The organism is Micromonospora sp. NPDC051300, assembly GCF_044455315.1.
Classification (GTDB): Bacteria; Actinomycetota; Actinomycetes; order Mycobacteriales; family Micromonosporaceae; genus Micromonospora; species Micromonospora robiginosa.
Genome location: NZ_JBITEP010000007.1, coordinates 24,147 through 40,992, shown reverse-complemented (window position 1 = coordinate 40,992; position 16,846 = coordinate 24,147). Strand labels below are relative to the sequence as shown.

Here is a 16,846-nt window from a genome sequence, read left to right as displayed (position 1 = left end):
CGGACGGCGGGCGGTGGGTGGGTCGGCGGGGGAGTCACGCCAAGGTCTGCTGCTCGGCCCGCCAGCTCTGGCTGCCCAGGAATTCCGGCGCGGTCGCCGCGCCCTCGGCCGTGATGCCCTCGCGCCGGAGCACCGTCCGCACGGTCTCCGCCAGGATCGTCACGTCCAGCCGCGGGCCGCGGTGGTCGACGTACCAGACGTCGTGCTCGAACTTCTCCTCCCAGCCGAGCCCGTTGCGTCCGCGCACCTGGGCGAGCCCGGTGACGCCCGGCCGCACCTCGTGCCGGCGGAACTGGGTGGGCGTGTACCGCCCCAGGTATTCGCAGAGCAGTGGCCGGGGACCGACCAGGCTCATGTCGCCCCGCAGCACGTTCCACAGCGTGGGCAGCTCGTCCAGGCTGGTGGCCCGCAACCAGCGGCCGAGCCGCGTCAGCCGGGCGCCGTCCTCGGTCCGGCCCCGGCGCGGGTCGGGCGGGTGCATGGTGCGGAACTTCACCAGCTCGAACGGCCGGCCGTACCGCCCGGCCCGCAGTTGACGGAACAACACCGGCCGGCCCAGCCCGCCGGCCACCAGCGCGGCGACCAGCAGGAGCAGCGGCGCGGCCAGGACCAGCAGGACGGCGGCGCCCACCACGTCGACGACCCGCTTCAGCCCGTCGTACGGGTGCGGGCGGCGCGCCGGCGCGGGATGGACCGGATCCAGCAGGTCGGACGACACGGTAGGACCTCCACCGGAGGATGCAGGGAACAAGACCGTTGTATCTGGAACAAAGCTCGCACGTCTCGCAAATGCCGACATTAATGAGCTTCTTCCGTCTCAACCGCCGCCGGGGCGGCGGGGACACGGGTGCCGGCGGGTGTTCCGGCATGGCAGTAGAGTGCTCGCGACCTACCGGCGGCTCACTGGGGGAAGACCGTGCTGCACCTGCGGATCATCGCGCCGAGCGACCGCTCGGCGGCGGTGGTGGACCTGCTCACCGCCGACCCCGGCGTGGCCCACCTGGCCGTCGTCCCGGGCGCGGCCCGCCGCCCCCCGGGCGACCTCGTCCTCTGCGACGTGGTGCGGGAGAGCGCGGACGAGGTCCTGCGCCGTCTCCAGGAGCTGGGCGTCGACGCGCGGGGCGCGATCTCCGCCGAGGACGTCGAGCTGACCCTCTCCGAGGCGGCCGACCGGGCCGCCGACGAGGCGCCCGGGCACGGTGACGACGCCGTGGTCTGGGACGAGATCGCCGCGAAGACCGGCGAACAGACGGTGCTCACCGGCACGTTCCTCGCCCTGATCGTGGTGGCCACCATGATCGCCGGGATCGGCGTGCTGCTCGACCAGCCCATCCTGATCGTCGGCGCGATGGTGGTCGGCCCCGAGTTCGGCCCGCTCGCCGCGCTCAGCGTGGCGCTGCTCCGCCGCCAGCCGCGCGTCGTCGGCCGCTCACTGCACGCCCTGGCGGTCGGCTTCCTCGCGGCCACGGTGGCCACCGTGCTGAGCACCTGGGCGCTCACCGCGGCCGGCCTCGTCGGTCGGGACATGCTGCTGGACGAGCGTCCGCTCACCGACTTCATCTGGCGCCCGGACGCGCTCTCCTGGGTGGTCGGGCTGCTCGCCGGGGTCGCCGGCATGCTCTCGCTGACGTCGAAGAAGTCCGGCTCACTGGTGGGCGTGCTGATCTCGGTGACCACCGTGCCGGCGGCCGCCAACGTGGCGGTGGCCGGCGCCTACGGCGTCTGGCACGAGGCCGCCGGTTCCGCCCTGCAACTGGTGATCAACCTGGCCGCCATCGTGCTGGCCGGACTGCTCACCCTGGTGGCGCAGCGGCTCTGGTGGCGGCGGGTGGCGCGGCGGGCCGGACCCGGCGTGCCCCGGCAGCGGGCCGACCGGGCCCCGGCGCCGCTCACCGCCAGTCGTCGCCCGCCTCGAGACGCCGGTTGAGCAGCACGGCCAGCGGAACGGACTCGCCGTCGCGGCCCCCGCGCCCGACCACCAGGGGCGGCGCGCTGGGCGGCGGGTCGGCCCCGAGCAGCCGCGACCGCAGGCCCGGCGGCACGGTCAGCAGATAGAAGCGGCCGTCGGCGTCCACCGCCCGGCTGCGGGCCCGATCCACGTACCAGCCGGTGATCCGGGTCCGGTAGCGCCCGCGCCCGTCGTGGCCGGTCGCGGTCAACCGGTCGGCGCGCAGTCCGCGCCGCGCCGCCTCGGCGGCGAACCGGGCCACCAGCTCGGCGGCCTCCGCCTGCTCCGCGGCGCGCTCCCGGGCGTCGGCCGCCGCGTGCGCCCGCACCGCCCGGCGTTGCCGCTCGCGCCACTGCGCGCCGTCGTCCGCACCCACGAGCCGAGGGTACGCCGACCCGCCCGGCCGCCCCGTCGCCGGTCAGCGCGCGGGCACGCCCTTGACCACCACGCCGTCCGGCACGTCGCGCACCACGCAGGCGCCCGCGCCGACGGTGCCGTCCCGCCCGACCCGCCGCCCCTGGAGCACCGCCGCCGTGGTGCCCACCAGCACGCCCTCGCCGAGCCGGCAGTCGCCGGAGACAGCGGCCAACGGGTTGACCGAGACGAAGTCGGCGAACACGCAGTCGTGGCCCACCGTGGCGTTCTGGTTGAGGTGCACGTGCCGGCCCAGGACGACGTTCGTCGTCACCCGGGCCCCGGGGAAGGCGACGAAACCGGGGCCGTACCGGGTGTCCGGGCCGATGGTGGCGTCCGGGTGCACGAGACTCGCCGCCGGCCGACCGTAGCCGTCGACCCGGGCGGCGACCGCGCGGCGGACCCGGGGATCGCCGATCCCGATCACGTAGCGGGTCTCCGGCGGCGCGTCCCGCAGCCAGGCGACGCCACCCAGGTAGGGCACGTCGAGGCGGTGCACCCGCTTCAGGTTCTCCTCGGCCGGCCGGTCGTCGACGAACCCGGCGAGGTGCCACCGCGGCCCACCGGCCTCGGCTACCGCCCGGGCGATGGTCAGCACCTCCCGGCCGTGCCCACCGCAGCCCACCACCACCAGCGACGTCACCGGCGCCGCCCCGGGCGCGAACCCGTCGAAGCCGGTCACCGACACGCCGCCCCCTCCGCCGCCGGCCGCGACCGCCGGGGCGGTCCTGTCGTGGGACTCAACGCCGGCCGGCGGCGGGGGGACACGGGCGCGTCGCCGAGCCGGCGCCCGGGGTGAGCCGGTCACCCCGGGAGCCGCGCCCGGTGGGATCAGGTCAGCCCGGCGCGGCGCAGCGCGTCCGCCATCGCGCTGTTCTCCGGCTGCGGAGCGGGACGCCGCCCCGGCCGGGGCTGGCCGCCGGAACCGCGCCCGCCCTGGTCGCCGCGCGCGCTCTGGCCGCCGGAACCGCGTCCGCCCTGGTCGCCGCGCCCGCCACGGCCGCCCTGGTCGCCACGGCCGCCCGGCGCGCCGGATCCGCCGCGGCCCCGCTGGTCGCCGGCGTCGCGCTGGCCCGGACGGCCCCGGCCCGCCTCGGCGTCGTCGTCCAGGCGCAGCGTCAACGAGATCCGCTTGCGCGGCACGTCCACGTCGAGCACCCGCACCTTCACCACGTCGCCGGACTTCACCACGTCACGCGGGTCCTTGACGAACGTGTGCGACATCGCCGAGACGTGCACCAGGCCGTCCTGGTGCACGCCGACGTCGACGAACGCGCCGAACGCCGCCACGTTGGTGACCACGCCCTCCAGCACCATCCCCGGCGTCAGGTCGCCGATCTTCTCCACGCCCTCGACGAACGTCGCGGTGCGGAACTCCGGTCGCGGGTCGCGGCCGGGCTTCTCCAGCTCGGCCAGGATGTCGGTGACCGTGGGCAGGCCGAACGTGTCGTCCACGAAGTCGGTGGCGCGCAGGCCGCGCAGGATCGCCGACCTGCCGATCAGCGCGCGCAGGTCCTGCCCGGTGGAGGCGAGGATGCGGCGCACCACCGGGTACGCCTCGGGGTGCACGCTGGACGAGTCGAGCGGGTCGTCGCCGCCGGGGATGCGCAGGAAGCCGGCGCACTGCTCGAACGCCTTCGGCCCGAGTCGCGCCACCTTCTTCAACTCCGACCGGCTACGGAACGGCCCGTTGGCGTCGCGGTGCAGCACGATGTTCTCGGCCAGCCCGGCGCCGATGCCGGAGACCCGGGTGAGCAGCGGCGCGGAGGCGGTGTTGACGTCCACGCCGACGCCGTTGACGCAGTCCTCGACCACGGCGTCGAGGGAGCGGGACAGCTTCACCTCGGAGAGGTCGTGCTGGTACTGCCCGACGCCGATCGAGCGCGGGTCGATCTTCACCAGCTCGGCGAGCGGGTCCTGGAGGCGGCGGGCGATCGAGACCGCGCCGCGCAGCGACACGTCGAGGCCGGGCAGCTCCTGCGAGGCGTACGCGGACGCGGAGTAGACCGACGCGCCGGCCTCGGAGACGACCACCTTCGTCAGTCTCAGCTCCGGGTGCTGCTTGATCAGGTCACCGGCCAGCCTGTCGGTCTCCCGGCTGGCGGTGCCGTTGCCGATCGCGACCAGCTCGACGCCGTGCGCGGCGGCCAGCGTGGCGAGCGTGTGCAGCGACGCGTCCCACTGCCGGCGCGGCTCGTGCGGATAGATGGTGTCGGTGGCGACCACCTTGCCGGTGGCGTCGACCACGGCCACCTTCACGCCGGTCCGCAGGCCCGGGTCGAGGCCCATGGTCGGGCGCGCGCCGGCCGGCGCGGCGAGCAGCAGGTCGCGCAGGTTCGTGGCGAAGACCCGCACCGCCTCCTCCTCGGCCGCCTGCCACAGCCGCATCCGCAGGTCCGCGCCGAGGTGGATGAGGATCCGGGTACGCCAGGCCCAGCGCACCGTGTCGGCCAGCCACCTGTCGGCGGGCCGCCCCCGGTCGGTGATGCCGAACCGGCCGGCGGCGGCCGCCTCGTAGCGGCTGGGCCCGGTGGCCGCGTCGGCGTCGCCCTCGGCCTCCGGGTCCATGGTCAGCTCCAGCACGCCTTCCTTCTCGCCCCGGAACATCGCCAGGATCCGGTGCGAGGGCAGCTTCGGGTAGGGCTCCGCGAAGTCGAAGTAGTCGGCGAACTTGGCGCCGGCGGACTCCTGGCCCTCGCGTACCCGGGAGACCAGCCGGCCCCGCGACCACATCTGCTCGCGCAGCGTGCCGATCAGGTCGGCGTCCTCGGCGAAGCGCTCGATCAGGACGGCCCGCGCCCCGTCCAGCGCGGCGGCCGCGTCGGCGACGCCCCGGTCGGCGTCCACGAAGCCGGCGGCGACCGTCCTCGGGTCCTGCGCCGGGTCGGCGAGCAGCGTCTCGGCCAGCGGCTCCAGCCCGGCCTCGCGGGCGATCTGCGCGCGGGTCCGGCGCTTCGGCTTGTAGGGCAGGTAGATGTCCTCCAGGCGGGACTTCGAGTCGGCGGCGAGGATCTGCGCCTCCAGCGCCTCGTCCAGCTTGCCCTGGCCGCGGATCGACTCCAGCACCGCGGCGCGCCGCTCGTCCAGCTCCCGCAGGTAGCGCAGCCGCTCCTCCAGCGTGCGGAGCTGCGCGTCGTCGAGGGTGCCGGTGGCCTCCTTGCGGTAGCGGGCGATGAACGGCACGGTGGCGCCGCCGTCGAGCAGCTCCACGGCCGCCCGGACCTGACGCTCGGCGACCCCGAGCTCCTCGGCGATCCGCTGGTGCACAGACTGAGTCACGATCTTGATCCGCCTTCTCCGGTGGGTTCCGCCCTGCATTGTGCCGCTCGCGTCCGACCGGCTGTGCCCGGCCCGCCGCCGGCTGCGCTAGCGTGGCGATCATGGAGGCACCTGCGGATCCGCGGGCCCGGCGGCTCTTCGGAGGCAGCGCCCGGGCGCTCGGCGACCTGGCCGCCGGCCCGTTCCGGGCCGACCGGGACCGGATCGTCTCGTCGCCGTTCTTCGCCAGGCTCAACGGCGTCACCCAGGTGATCAGTCCGGGCGGCTCGGGGCTGCTGGTGCACAACCGGCTCACCCACAGCCTCAAGGTGGCGCAGGTGGCCCGCGCGATCGCCGAGCGGCTGACCGCCGACCCGGCGCACCGGGACCTGCTGGAGAAGCTGGGCGGCTGCGACCCGGACGTGGTGGAGGCCGCCGCGCTCGCCCACGACCTCGGGCACCCGCCGTTCGGGCACCTGGGGGAGCGGGTCCTCGACCGGCTGGCCCGGCAGCGGCTCGGGCTGCCCGACGGCTTCGAGGGCAACGCCCAGTCGTACCGGATCGTCACCAGCACCGAGATCCGTGGCGCGGCGACCACCGGCCTGGACCTGACCGCCGCGGTCCGGGCGGCGATGCTGAAGTATCCGTGGACCCGGCTGGACCACCCCGACCCGCACCCGCGGCACCTCGACCCGGCCCCGCGGGGCGCGGCCGGGCCGCCGGACGACCCGGAGAGCGGGTCGGTGAAGTTCGGCGCCTACCGGACCGAGGTGGACGACCTGCGGCAGGCCCGGGAGCCGTTCGCCGGCCGGATCCCGGACTGGCAGCAGACGCCTGAGGCGTCCGTGATGGACACTGCCGACGACATCGCGTACGCCATCCACGACGTGGAGGACTTCTATCGCGTCGGGGTGCTCCAGCAGGGCGCCGTGGCCGCCGAGCTGATGGCCTGGCAGCGGGAGAGCGGGCACCTGCGCTCGATCACCGCCTCGGCGTTGGACACGGCGGGCCGCCGCCCCGGCGCGGCGATCGAGCGGCTGCGCCGCCAGTTGCACCGCAAGGACGGCTGGATCGCCGACGACGACGCGTTCGCCGCCGCCGTCGAGCACGTCCGCGAGGAGCTGGTGGAGGGGCTGCTGGCGCTGCCGTTCGACGGCTCGATCGAGGCGGAGCAGTACGTCGCCCGGTTCTCGGCCCGCTGGTCCACCCGCTTCGTGGACGCCATCACGGTGACCCCGGAGCCGGACGTGCGCTCCGGGTACGTGCTGCTCGGCAAGGCGCAGTGGCACGAGGTGCAGGTGCTGAAGTTCGTCCACCACCGGTTCGTGCTGGCCCGCCCCGACCTGGCGCTGCACCAGCGCGGGCAGGCCCGGCTGCTGGACACGCTCGTCGAGGCGCTCTGGGAGTGGCTGCTCGACCCGGAGGAGGAGTCCCGGCTGCCCCGCCGGCTGCACGACCTGGTCGAGCTGGCCGAGGCGGAGCTGCACCCACGGACCCCGGACCGGATCGGCCGGGCCCGGGGGCGGGCCATCGTCGACTTCGTCGCGCAGCTCACCGACGGTCAGGCGGTGGCGATGCTCGACGCGCTGTCCGGGCGCTCGGGCGCGCTGTGGACGGACGCGTTCGTACTCTGAGCGGGCCCCGGGCGACCACGCCGCTCAGGCGACCGCCTGCCACCAGCCGTCCACCGCCGGCGGCTCGTCGACGACCACCCGCTCGCCGGGGCGGGGCACGGCGAGCCGGACGTCCCGGGCCTTGGCCTCGGCCCAGAGCCGGTCGACCGGCTCGGACCAGTCGTGCAGGGCCAGGTTGAACGTGCCCCAGTGCACCGGCACCAGCAGCTCGCCGCGCACGTCGAGGTGGGCGGCGACCGCCTCCTCCGGGAACATGTGGATGTTCGGCCAGGCCCGGTCGTACGCGCCGATCTGCATCAGCGTGACGTCGAACGGGCCGTGCTCGGCGCCGATGCCGGCGTAGCCGTCGAAGTAGCCGGAGTCGCCTGTGTAGAAGACCTTCCGCGTCGCGCCGGCGACCACCCAGGAGCTCCACAGCGTGCCGTCGCGGCGCAGACCGCGCCCGGAGAAGTGCTGCGCGGCGGTGGCGGTGAGGGTCAGCCCGCCGACCCGGTGGCTCTCCGACCAGTCCAGCTCCACGACGCGGTCCGCCGGCACGCCCCACCGGTCGAGGTGGGCGCCGACGCCGAGCGGCACCACGAACGGCGCCGACTGGTGCGTGAGCAGCCCGCGGACCGTGGCCATGTCCAGGTGGTCGTAGTGGTCGTGCGAGATGAGGATGGCGTCCAGCCGGGGCAGCTCGTCCAGGCGGACCGGCGGCTCGTGCAGGCGTCGCGGGCCGACCAGCGCCGACGGCGAGCACCTGTCGCTCCACACCGGGTCGAGCAGCACCCGGTGCCCCTCGATCTCCACAAGCGTGGAGGCGTGGCCGTACCAGATCACGGTCAGCTCGCGGGCCGGGTCGGCAGGCGCGGCGTCGGCCGGGCGCAGCAGCGGCACCGCGCTGCCCGGCCGCCGCTTCTGCTTGCCGAAGATCAGCTCCCGGACCAGGTTGCGGCCCGGGTCGGCGACCATGGTGGCGCCGGTGCCGGTCGGGTTGTGGAACGTGCCGTCGCGGAACCGGGGCGAGCGGGCGGCCCGTTCCGCCCGCGCGCCGGTCAGTCGCCCGCCGAGCTGGGCCGGCACGTCCCGCGCCGCCCACGCCAGCCCGGCGACGGCGGCCAGACCGGCGATCCGCCACCCCCGACCGCCGCCCGCCCGTTCGACGTCCCGCTCCACCGGTTCCCGCATCGCTTCCGCCCTCCGCCGTGTCCCGCGCTCTACACGGTAGCCACGCATTCCACCGCCCGCCCACGCGAATCCCGCCGTCGCCGCTGGTCGGGGATCGCGTGGGCGGGAAGGTCAATCCCCGGCCGGCCCGGGTCGGGCCGCCGGGAGCGATCGTCGTAGCCCGCGTCGCAGGGTCGAGCCCGCCGAGTCGCCGATCGACCGGGCCAGCCCGACCAGGTCGGGCAGCCACCCGCCCCGCACCGCCTCGCCGGCCGGGTTCGGCTCGAACACGACCCCCGGGTTTGGCGGCGTCGGCCGATTCGTCAACCCGCCGGCCCGCATCAGCGGCCCCACCAGCACGTCGTAGACCGCCGGCAGCGCGGTGAAGCCGACCCGCATGAGCAGGTTGACCCGACCCACCGAGATCTCCCGGCGGGGCCTGTCGGCGCAGTCCGCGATGGCCCGGGCCACCCGCTCCGGGGTGGTGATCGGCAGCGGCGGCCGACCGATCCGCCCGAGGTAGTTCGCCGCCTGCTGGTAGACCGGCGTGTCCACGCTGCCCGGGGTGACCAGGCAGACGTGCACCCCGGCCAGGTCCCGCGACTCCTGCTGCAACGCCCGCACCAGGCCGTGCAGCCCCCACTTGCTTGTCACGTAGCCGCTCATGTAGGGCGCGGTGATGTGGCCCAGCACCGAGCCGGTGAGGATCAGCGTGCCGCCGCCGGCGGCCCGGAACCGCCGCAACGCCACCCGCGCCACCCCGGCTCCGGCCAGCAGGTCGGTGCGGACCACCTGCTCGAAGACGTCCGCCGGGATCTCCTCGAAGCGCCCGTACGCCATCACCGCCGCGGTGTGCACCCACACGTCGATCCGGTCGACCTCGGCAGCCAGGGCGTCGAGCGCGCCGGGCTCGGTGACGTCGGTGGGCACGGTGCGGACCTCGGCCGCGCCGGCGTCGGCGCACTCCCGGCGCACCTCGGCCAGCGTCTCGGGGGAGCGGGCCGCGAGGACCAGCCGGTCCCCGCGGCCCGCGAACTCCCGGGCCGCCGCCCGGCCGATCCCGCTCGTCGCGCCGGTGACGACCACCGTCCGGGTCACGGTGCGAGCACGACCTTGACGCAGCCGTCCTCCTTCTTCTGGAACATCTCGTACGCCTGCGGCGCCTGCGCCAGCGGCAGCCGGTGGGTGCGCAGGTCCTCGACGCCCAGCGGGTCGTCGTCACCCTCCAGCAGCGGGATGATCTCGTCCACCCAGCGCCGCACGTGGCACTGCCCCATCCGTAGCTGGATGCCCCGGTCGAACATCTCCATCAGCGGCATCGGGTCCTGCTCGCCGCCGTACACCCCGGAGATGGAGACGGTGCCGCCGCGCCGGACCGCCTTGAGCGCGGCGTGCAGCACCACGAGCCGGTCCACGCCGGCCGCGTCGATCATCGGCTGGGCCAGCTTGTCCGGAAGCAGCCCGGCGGCCGCCTGCGCGATCTTGCCGACCGGCGCGCCGTGCGCCTCCATGCCGACCGCGTCGATCACCGCGTCCGGGCCGCGCCCGTCGACCAGGTCGATGAGCGCGCCGGGCACGTCGTCGAGCTGGCTCACGTCGAGCACCTCGATGCCGTGCCGGCGGGCCATCTCCAGCCGCTCCGGCACCAGATCCAGCCCGATCACCCGGTCGGCGCCGAGGTGCCGGCCGATCCGGGCGCAGAACTGCCCGACCGGGCCGAGCCCGAACACGGCGAGCGTGCCGCCGCGCGGGGTGTCCGCGTACTTCACCGCCTGCCAGGCGGTGGGCAGGATGTCGGAGAGGTAGAGCCAGCGCTCGTCCGGCCCGGTCTGCGGGATCGTGATCGGGCCGAACTGGGCCTGCGGCACGCGCAGGTACTCGGCCTGCCCGCCCGGGACCGAGCCGTAGAGCGAGGTGTAGCCGAACAGCGAGGCGCCCTTGCCCTCGGCGGTGACCTGCGTGGTCTCGCACTGCGCGTAGAGCTGCCGCTCGCACATCCAGCAGTGCCCGCAGGAGATGTTGAACGGGATGACCACCCGGTCGCCCTTCTTGAGCCGGGTCACCCCCGACCCGACCTCCTCGACGATGCCCATCGGCTCGTGCCCGAGCACGTCGCCGGGCTTGAGGTACGGCCCGAGCACCTCGTACAGGTGCAGGTCGGAACCGCAGATGGCGGTCGAGGTGATCCGGATGATCGCGTCGGTCGGCTCCTCGATCCGGGGGTCCGGGACGTCCTCCACTCGGACGTCACGCTTGCCGTGCCAGGTCAGTGCCTTCATGCCTGAATGTCCCTCCTCGGTGCCGTCCATGGGACTGCTACCCCCGGGGAGTGACTTGAACCGGCGTTCCCGCCGCCGCTTGGCACCGCCGCCGCGCAGCCGTTCCGCTCGGCCCCCGGCATGCTGGTGTGGCCGGCCCGCGGGCACCTTGAGAGTGCCTAGGAACTTGATGACGCATGTGATTCAGCCCGCCGGCCCACTCGCGCGCCAGGCGGGCTGGCGAGTCGCTTCGTGATGCGCAGGCGGTGTCCCGTCGCGCTGCCGCCGCCGTTCCGCCACTGCCGCCGGCGCGGTGGAACCGTCCGCGCCGTGTTGCGTCGGCGGCGCAACCGGTCCGAGGGCCTGATCCGTTCTCGTCATCAAGTTTGTAGCGGTCGAGAATGGCTCCCCCGACCTCGGTACGAGATCGATCTTCCGCATCTTGGAAAGAGCGGAGATCTTGGTACGAAACGGCCCCTCCAGGGGTCAGTCCGTACCAAGATTCCGGGGAGCCGGGAGCCGGGAGCCGGGAGCCGGGAGCCGGGAGCCGGGAGCCGGGAGGGCCACGTACCCCGGAGACGGGCCGACCGCCGCGTCCCTGGCGGCGGGGCGCGGCGGTCGGGTGGTTCCGATCGGCGAAGGCTCAGGAGCCGGGGGTGCCGGCGCGCTTCGTCGTCGCCTTGAGGTAGTCCCGGTTGAGTCGGCCGATGGTGTTCAGCGGGATGCCCTTCGGGCAGGCCGACGAGCACTCGCCGATGTTGGTGCAGCCGCCGAAGCCGGCCTCGTCGTGCGCGTCCACCATGCCGATCACCCGGGTGTAGCGCTCGGGCTGGCCCTGCGGGAGCAGCGAGAGCTGGGTGACCTTGGCGGCGGTGAACAGCATGCCGGAGCCGTTCGGGCAGGCCGCCACGCAGGCGCCGCAGCCGATGCAGGCGGCCGCGGAGAAGGCGGCGTCCGCGTCCTCCTTGGCCACCGGGGTGGAGTGCGCCTCGGGGGCGCTGCCGGTCGGCGCGGTGACGTAGCCGCCGGCAGCAATGATCTTGTCGAAGGCGTTCCGGTTCACCACCAGGTCCTTGACGACCGGGAAGGCGCGGGTCCGCCAGGGCTCGATGTCGATCGTCTCGCCGTCGGAGAACTGCCGCATGTGCAGCTGGCAGGCGGTGGTGCCGCGCTGCGGACCGTGCGCCTCGCCGTTGATCATGAGGCTGCACGTGCCGCAGATGCCCTCGCGGCAGTCGTGGTCGAAGGCGACCGGCTCCTCGCCGTCGAGGATCAGCCGCTCGTTGAGGACGTCGAGCATCTCCAGGAAGGACATGTCCGGGGACACGTCCGGCACCGGGTAGGTCACCATCCGACCCTTGTCCTCGGGGCCGGTCTGGCGCCAGATGCGCAGGGTCAGGTTCACTTGTAGCTCCGCTGCGAGGGGTGGACGTATTCGAAGGTCAGGTCTTCCTTGTGCAGCACCGGCTGGCCGTCGCCGGCGTACTCCCAGGCGGCCACGTAGGCGAACCGGTCGTCGTCGCGCTGCGCCTCGCCGTCCGGGGTCTGGTACTCGGCCCGGAAGTGGCCGCCGCAGGACTCCTCGCGGTGCAGGGCGTCGACGCACATCAGCTCGGCCAGCTCGAAGAAGTCGGCCACTCGGCCGGCCTTCTCCAGCGACTGGTTGAGACCCTCGCCGTCACCCGGCACGCGCACCCGCTGCCAGAACTGCTCGCGCAGCGCCCGGATCTCGTCGATCGCCTTGCGCAGCCCGGCGTCGGAGCGCTCCATGCCGCAGTGCTCCCACATGATCTGGCCCAGCTCGCGGTGGAACGAGTCCACCGTGCGGTCGCCGTTGATCGCCAGCAGCTTCCGCAGCCGCTCCTCGACCTCGGTGCGGGCCGCGACCGCCTCCGGGTGGCTGGCGTCGACCTTGTCCAGCGGGCCGGACGAGGCCAGGTAGTTGGCGAGCGTGCTGGGCAGCACGAAGTAACCGTCGGCCAGACCCTGCATCAGCGCCGAGGCGCCCAGCCGGTTCGCGCCGTGGTCGGAGAAGTTGGCCTCACCGATCACGAACAGGCCGGGGATTGTCGACTGGAGGTCGTAGTCGACCCAGAGCCCGCCCATCGTGTAGTGCACGGCAGGGTAGATCCGCATCGGCACCTGGTACGGGTCCTCGCCGGTGATCCGCTCGTACATCTCGAAGAGGTTGCCGTACTTGGCCTCGATGGCCTTGCGGCCGAGCCGCCCGATCGCGTCGGCGAAGTCCAGGTAGACGCCGAGGCCGGTCGGGCCGACGCCGCGTCCCTCGTCGCAGACGTTCTTCGCGGCGCGGGAGGCGATGTCGCGCGGGACCAGGTTGCCGAAGGAGGGGTAGATCCGTTCCAGGTAGTAGTCCCGCTCGTCCTCGGGGATGTCCCGCGGGCCGCGGTCGTCGCCCTTGGCCTTCGGCACCCACACCCGGCCGTCGTTGCGCAGCGACTCGCTCATCAGGGTCAACTTCGACTGGTGGTCGCCGGAGACCGGGATGCAGGTCGGGTGGATCTGGGTGTAGCAGGGGTTGGCGAAGTACGCGCCCTTGCGGTGCGCCCGCCAGGAGGCGGTGACGTTGCAACCCTTGGCGTTGGTGGAGAGGTAGAAGACGTTTCCGTAGCCGCCGGAGGCGAGCACGACCGCGTCCGCCATCTCGGTGCTGATCTCGCCGGTGACCATGTCGCGCACCACGATGCCGCGGGCCCGGCCGTCGATCGTCACCAGTTCGAGCATCTCGTGGCGGGCGTTCATCTCCACGTTGCCCAGGCCGATCTGCCGCTCCAACGCCTGGTACGCGCCGAGCAGGAGCTGCTGGCCCGTCTGGCCCCGGGCGTAGAAGGTGCGCTGCACCTGCGCGCCGCCGAAGGAGCGGGTGTCGAGCAGGCCGCCGTACTCGCGGGCGAACGGGACGCCCTGGGCGACGCACTGGTCGATGATGTTGACCGACACCTCGGCCAGCCGGTGCACGTTCGACTCGCGGGAGCGGAAGTCGCCGCCCTTGACCGTGTCGTAGAAGAGGCGGTGCACCGAGTCGCCGTCGTTGCGGTAGTTCTTGGCGGCGTTGATGCCGCCCTGGGCGGCGATCGAGTGGGCCCGGCGCGGGCTGTCCTGGTAGCAGTAGGACTTCACGTGGTAGCCCTGCTCGGCCAGGGTCGCGGCGGCGGAGCCGCCGGCCAGGCCGGTGCCGACCACGATCACGGTGAGCTTGCGGCGGTTGGCCGGGTTGACCAGCTTCATCTCGAAGCGGTGCCGGTCCCACCGGGTCTCGACCGGGCCGTCCGGGGCCCGGGTGTCGGCGATCGGGTCGCCCTCGGTGTAGAGATCCATGTCAGGCCACCAATCCGGTGAGTACGGCGAACGGGACCACCAGGTAGCCGGCGCAGAGCACCACGGCGAAGACGAGCGCGGCGGCACGGGCCCGTCGCTCGCCCTTCGGCGTCTGCTGGCCGAGGCTGCGGAACGCGCTGAACGCGCCGTGCCGCAGGTGGAAGCCGAGGGTCACGATGGCGAGCGTGTAGAAGAGGGTGACGTACCAGCGCTCCGGGGCGAAGTCGGCGACCACGTTGCCGTAGGGGTTGGCCGAGTCGCCCTGCGGGTTCAGGTGACCGGTGGTCAGGTCCAGGATGTGGTAGATCACGAAGAGCAGGATGATCACACCACCCCAGCGCATGGTGCGGGCCGCGTAGTTCACGTGGATCTTGCGGCGGTGCGCGTACGCCACCGGGCGGGCGGCGCGGGCGCGCGTGGCGAGCACGACGGCCGCGCCGATGTGGGCCAGCACCGCCACGGTGAGCACGGCGCGCTGGATCCACAGGTACCAGGTGGTCGGCAGCAGCGGCGTGCCGAGGTCCCGCAGCCAGTGCGCGTAGTGGTCGAACGACGTCTCGCCCGTGAAGATCTTCAGGTTCCCGAGCATGTGCACGATCAGGAACAGCACCAGGAGGATGCCCGTCACCGCCATGACGGCCTTCAGGCCGACGTTCGAGCGGATGGGCGACCGAGTTTTCGTGATTACCACATGACCGACGCTAGGAGCAGTTCGATCAGGCGTCCAATGCATCGAAATCACAGTCTTGATAGCCGTAGGCTATAGAGATGCAGCTCCATCAGCTCCGGTACTTCGTCGCGGTCGCAGAAGTACGACATTTCACCCAGGCGGCCGATGTCGTCGGCATAACCCAGCCGTCGTTGAGTAAGCAAATTCACGCGCTGGAGGCCGACCTCGGGGCACCGCTGTTCGAGCGGGTAAGGGGCAACATCGCGCTCACCGCGGCCGGCGAGGTGCTGCTGCCGCTGGCCAAGCGGATCCTCGCCGACGTGGACACCGCCACCCGCGAGGTGCAGGAGCTTGTCGGGCTGCGCCGCGGCCGGGTCCGGCTCGGCGCCACGCCCAGCCTGGCCACCTCGCTGGCGCCCCCGGTGCTGCGCCGCTTCCGCGACGCCCACCCCACCGTCGACCTGCGGGTCGAGGAGGGCGGCTCCCAGGACCTGGTCCGCGACCTGCTCCGCGGCGACCTGGACCTGGCGCTGGTGATCATGCCGTCCGGCGGCGCCGACCCGGGGCTGCGCGTCGACCCGATCCTCGCCGAGAGCCTGGTGGTCGCCTCGGTGGACCCGCTTCCGGGCGTCTCGCCCGAAGGCGAGATGCGCATCACCGACCTGCGCGACCAGCCGCTGGTGATGTTCCGCGAGGGCTACGACCTGCGCGACGCCACGCTCCAGGCGTGCCGGGCGGCCGGCTTCGAGCCGACGTTGTCGGTCGACGGCGGAGAGATGGACGCCGTGCTCAGCTTCGTCGAGGCGGGACTCGGCGTCGCCCTGGTGCCCGGCATCGTGGTGGCCCGCCGGGCCGGCATCCGGGTCACCCGCCTGGTCCCGCCGGGCGTACGCCGGACCATCGCGGTGGCCCGCCGCCGCGACGTGGTGCCCACCCACGCCGGCCGCGAGCTGCGCCGCATCCTCCTGGAGTACGTCCACGACGCCACCGCCGCCGACCGGCTCCCGGCCGGCGTGGAGCCGCTGGCCTAGCCGGCGTCGGCCGCCGGCCAGTTGCGCAACAGGGCGTCGACGGCGTCCAGGACCCGCTCCCAGCTCTCCGGCGGGGCGGGCGGGCTGTGGTCGAAGCCGCCTCCCAGCTCCAGGCCGACGAAACCCTGGAAGACGCTGCCGAGCAGCCGGACGGCGTGCGTCTCGTCCGGCTCGGGCAGGTGGTAGCCGCGCAGGATCGCCCGCATCATCGTCGAGTGCCGGAAGCCGGCGCTGCCGGCGGCGGTCTGCGGGTCGAGCCGCGACTGGGCCGCGGCCCAGCGGCCCGGGTGCCGGTGGGCGTAGTCGCGGTAGACGTTCGCGAACGCGGTGAGCGCCTCCTTGCCGGCCCGCCCCGCGAGCGCGTCGGCGGCCCGGTCGGCGAGTTCGCCGAGCGCGAGCAGCGCGATCCCGGTCCGCAGGTCCTGGGAGTTGCGCACGTGGGAGTAGAGGCTGGCGACCGTGACGCCGAACCGCCTGGCCAGCGCGGAGACGGTCACCTGGTCGAACCCGGCCTCGTCGGCCAGCTCCGCCCCGGCCTGGATCAGGCGCTCCCGGTTGAGTCCCGCACGAGCCATGAGTCTCCTCTCACCAATCCTATTATGCCTTTGCCTAAACCCTTTAGGAAAATTACCCTCGGGTGTATGACCCCGTTGACCGAACCCCAGATCCGTGCCGCCTTCGTGAACTGCACCAAGGGCGAGGCGAAGCGGCTGCACGTCCCACGCGACCTGGGTGCCCGCCCCTGGGACGACCTCGACTTCCTCGGCTGGCGAGATCCGCAGGCGCTCGACCGCGCCTACCTCGTCACCGTCCTGGACGGCCGCCCGACCGGCCTGGCCCTGCGCCGCCCCAGCCCGGGACCCGGGCTGCGTCGCCGCAACATGTGCTCGGTGTGCCTGACCAACCCGGCCGGCGGCGTCAGCCTGATGGTCGCGCGCAAGGCGGGCAAGGCCGGGCAGCAGGGCAACTCGGTGGGCATCTACCTCTGCGACGACCTCGCCTGCTCCCTCTACGTGCGGGGTCGCAAGGACGCCGGCCCCGGCGCCCGCCTCCCCGAGTCCCTGACCCTGGACGAGAAGATCGCCCGCACCACGGAGCACCTCACCGCCTTCATCACCCGCGTGACGACCTGACGCCCCTGGCGG

Annotated in this window: 15 protein-coding genes; 4 read left to right on the top strand and 11 right to left on the bottom strand. The window is 73.6% G+C overall.

What is annotated here, in order from left to right:
• Nucleotides 1-34: 34 nt before the first annotated feature.
• Nucleotides 35-718, bottom strand: coding sequence for a sugar transferase (locus tag ACIA5A_RS10080; protein WP_396758934.1), 684 nt, complete (start codon nt 716-718; stop codon nt 35-37).
• A gap of 198 nt (nt 719-916) precedes the next feature.
• Here ACIA5A_RS10080 and ACIA5A_RS10075 point away from each other — a divergent pair, with 198 nt between their 5' ends.
• Nucleotides 917-1,927, top strand: coding sequence for a DUF389 domain-containing protein (locus ACIA5A_RS10075; RefSeq protein WP_396758931.1), 1,011 nt, complete (start codon nt 917-919; stop codon nt 1,925-1,927).
• Here ACIA5A_RS10075 and ACIA5A_RS10070 read toward each other — a convergent pair.
• The 3 genes from ACIA5A_RS10070 to ACIA5A_RS10060 form a co-directional block, all read right to left on the bottom strand.
• Nucleotides 1,890-2,324, bottom strand: coding sequence for a hypothetical protein (locus ACIA5A_RS10070; RefSeq protein ID WP_396758928.1), 435 nt, complete (start codon nt 2,322-2,324; stop codon nt 1,890-1,892). The two genes, ACIA5A_RS10075 and ACIA5A_RS10070, sit on opposite strands and share 38 nt — an antisense overlap.
• A gap of 42 nt (nt 2,325-2,366) precedes the next feature.
• Nucleotides 2,367-3,050 carry an acetyltransferase gene (locus ACIA5A_RS10065; protein ID WP_396758925.1) on the bottom strand — a complete coding sequence of 228 codons (684 nt, stop codon included), beginning with the start codon at nt 3,048-3,050 and terminating at the stop codon, nt 2,367-2,369.
• Between the two features lie 143 nt (nt 3,051-3,193).
• A complete protein-coding gene (locus ACIA5A_RS10060; RefSeq protein WP_396758922.1) occupies nt 3,194-5,680 on the bottom strand; it encodes a Tex family protein in 2,487 nt (828 codons plus the stop codon).
• A gap of 62 nt (nt 5,681-5,742) precedes the next feature.
• Here ACIA5A_RS10060 and ACIA5A_RS10055 point away from each other — a divergent pair, with 62 nt between their 5' ends.
• Nucleotides 5,743-7,254: a deoxyguanosinetriphosphate triphosphohydrolase family protein gene (locus ACIA5A_RS10055; RefSeq protein ID WP_396758919.1), complete on the top strand. Its 1,512-nt coding sequence runs from the start codon at nt 5,743-5,745 to the stop codon at nt 7,252-7,254.
• Nucleotides 7,255-7,278: 24 nt separating this feature from the next.
• On the opposite strand, the gene ACIA5A_RS10050 is transcribed toward ACIA5A_RS10055, so the two are convergent.
• The 6 genes from ACIA5A_RS10050 to ACIA5A_RS10025 all read right to left on the bottom strand — a co-directional run bounded on the left by ACIA5A_RS10050 (nt 7,279) and on the right by ACIA5A_RS10025 (nt 14,733).
• The gene (locus tag ACIA5A_RS10050; protein WP_396758916.1) at nt 7,279-8,424 is read right to left on the bottom strand and encodes an MBL fold metallo-hydrolase; all 1,146 of its coding nucleotides are present in this window, start codon (nt 8,422-8,424) and stop codon (nt 7,279-7,281) included.
• 111 nt (nt 8,425-8,535) lie between these two features.
• Nucleotides 8,536-9,501: an SDR family NAD(P)-dependent oxidoreductase gene (locus ACIA5A_RS10045; RefSeq protein WP_396758913.1), complete on the bottom strand. Its 966-nt coding sequence runs from the start codon at nt 9,499-9,501 to the stop codon at nt 8,536-8,538.
• Nucleotides 9,498-10,682 (bottom strand): zinc-dependent alcohol dehydrogenase, encoded by a 1,185-nt coding sequence (locus ACIA5A_RS10040; RefSeq protein WP_396758910.1) that lies wholly within the window; start codon nt 10,680-10,682, stop codon nt 9,498-9,500. Before ACIA5A_RS10040 ends, ACIA5A_RS10045 begins: the two co-directional genes overlap by 4 nt.
• Nucleotides 10,683-11,304: 622 nt before the next feature.
• Nucleotides 11,305-12,066: a succinate dehydrogenase/fumarate reductase iron-sulfur subunit gene (locus tag ACIA5A_RS10035; RefSeq protein WP_396758907.1), complete on the bottom strand. Its 762-nt coding sequence runs from the start codon at nt 12,064-12,066 to the stop codon at nt 11,305-11,307.
• Nucleotides 12,063-14,000: a fumarate reductase/succinate dehydrogenase flavoprotein subunit gene (locus ACIA5A_RS10030; RefSeq protein ID WP_396758904.1), complete on the bottom strand. Its 1,938-nt coding sequence runs from the start codon at nt 13,998-14,000 to the stop codon at nt 12,063-12,065. The genes ACIA5A_RS10035 and ACIA5A_RS10030 overlap by 4 nt, the downstream gene beginning before the upstream one ends.
• 1 nt (nt 14,001) lies before the next feature.
• Nucleotides 14,002-14,733, bottom strand: a complete 732-nt coding sequence (locus ACIA5A_RS10025; RefSeq protein ID WP_396758901.1) for a succinate dehydrogenase cytochrome b subunit — start codon at nt 14,731-14,733, stop codon at nt 14,002-14,004.
• Nucleotides 14,734-14,762: 29 nt separating this feature from the next.
• On the opposite strand from ACIA5A_RS10025, the gene ACIA5A_RS10020 reads away from it, so the two are divergent.
• Nucleotides 14,763-15,701 carry a LysR family transcriptional regulator gene (locus ACIA5A_RS10020; protein WP_396759510.1) on the top strand — a complete coding sequence of 313 codons (939 nt, stop codon included), beginning with the start codon at nt 14,763-14,765 and terminating at the stop codon, nt 15,699-15,701.
• Here the strand turns inward: ACIA5A_RS10020 and ACIA5A_RS10015 are convergent.
• Nucleotides 15,698-16,276 carry a TetR/AcrR family transcriptional regulator gene (locus ACIA5A_RS10015; RefSeq protein ID WP_396758898.1) on the bottom strand — a complete coding sequence of 193 codons (579 nt, stop codon included), beginning with the start codon at nt 16,274-16,276 and terminating at the stop codon, nt 15,698-15,700. The genes ACIA5A_RS10020 and ACIA5A_RS10015 overlap by 4 nt on opposite strands.
• 66 nt (nt 16,277-16,342) lie before the next feature.
• Here ACIA5A_RS10015 and ACIA5A_RS10010 point away from each other — a divergent pair, with 66 nt between their 5' ends.
• Nucleotides 16,343-16,834: an FBP domain-containing protein gene (locus ACIA5A_RS10010; RefSeq protein WP_396758895.1), complete on the top strand. Its 492-nt coding sequence runs from the start codon at nt 16,343-16,345 to the stop codon at nt 16,832-16,834.
• Nucleotides 16,835-16,846 lie beyond the last annotated feature (12 nt).

Excerpts from the sequence above, each read along its gene's own strand:
- ACIA5A_RS10060 (WP_396758922.1), bottom strand. The coding sequence starts at position 5,680 with ATGCAGGGCGGAACCCACCGGAGAAGGCGGATCAAGATCGTGACTCAG.
- ACIA5A_RS10055 (WP_396758919.1), top strand. The coding sequence starts at position 5,743 with ATGGAGGCACCTGCGGATCCGCGGGCCCGGCGGCTCTTCGGAGGCAGC.
- ACIA5A_RS10050 (WP_396758916.1), bottom strand. The coding sequence starts at position 8,424 with ATGCGGGAACCGGTGGAGCGGGACGTCGAACGGGCGGGCGGCGGTCGG.
- ACIA5A_RS10040 (WP_396758910.1), bottom strand. The coding sequence starts at position 10,682 with ATGAAGGCACTGACCTGGCACGGCAAGCGTGACGTCCGAGTGGAGGAC.
- ACIA5A_RS10030 (WP_396758904.1), bottom strand. The coding sequence starts at position 14,000 with ATGGATCTCTACACCGAGGGCGACCCGATCGCCGACACCCGGGCCCCG.
- ACIA5A_RS10025 (WP_396758901.1), bottom strand. The coding sequence starts at position 14,733 with ATGCATTGGACGCCTGATCGAACTGCTCCTAGCGTCGGTCATGTGGTA.
- ACIA5A_RS10015 (WP_396758898.1), bottom strand. The coding sequence starts at position 16,276 with ATGGCTCGTGCGGGACTCAACCGGGAGCGCCTGATCCAGGCCGGGGCG.
- ACIA5A_RS10010 (WP_396758895.1), top strand. The coding sequence starts at position 16,343 with ATGACCCCGTTGACCGAACCCCAGATCCGTGCCGCCTTCGTGAACTGC.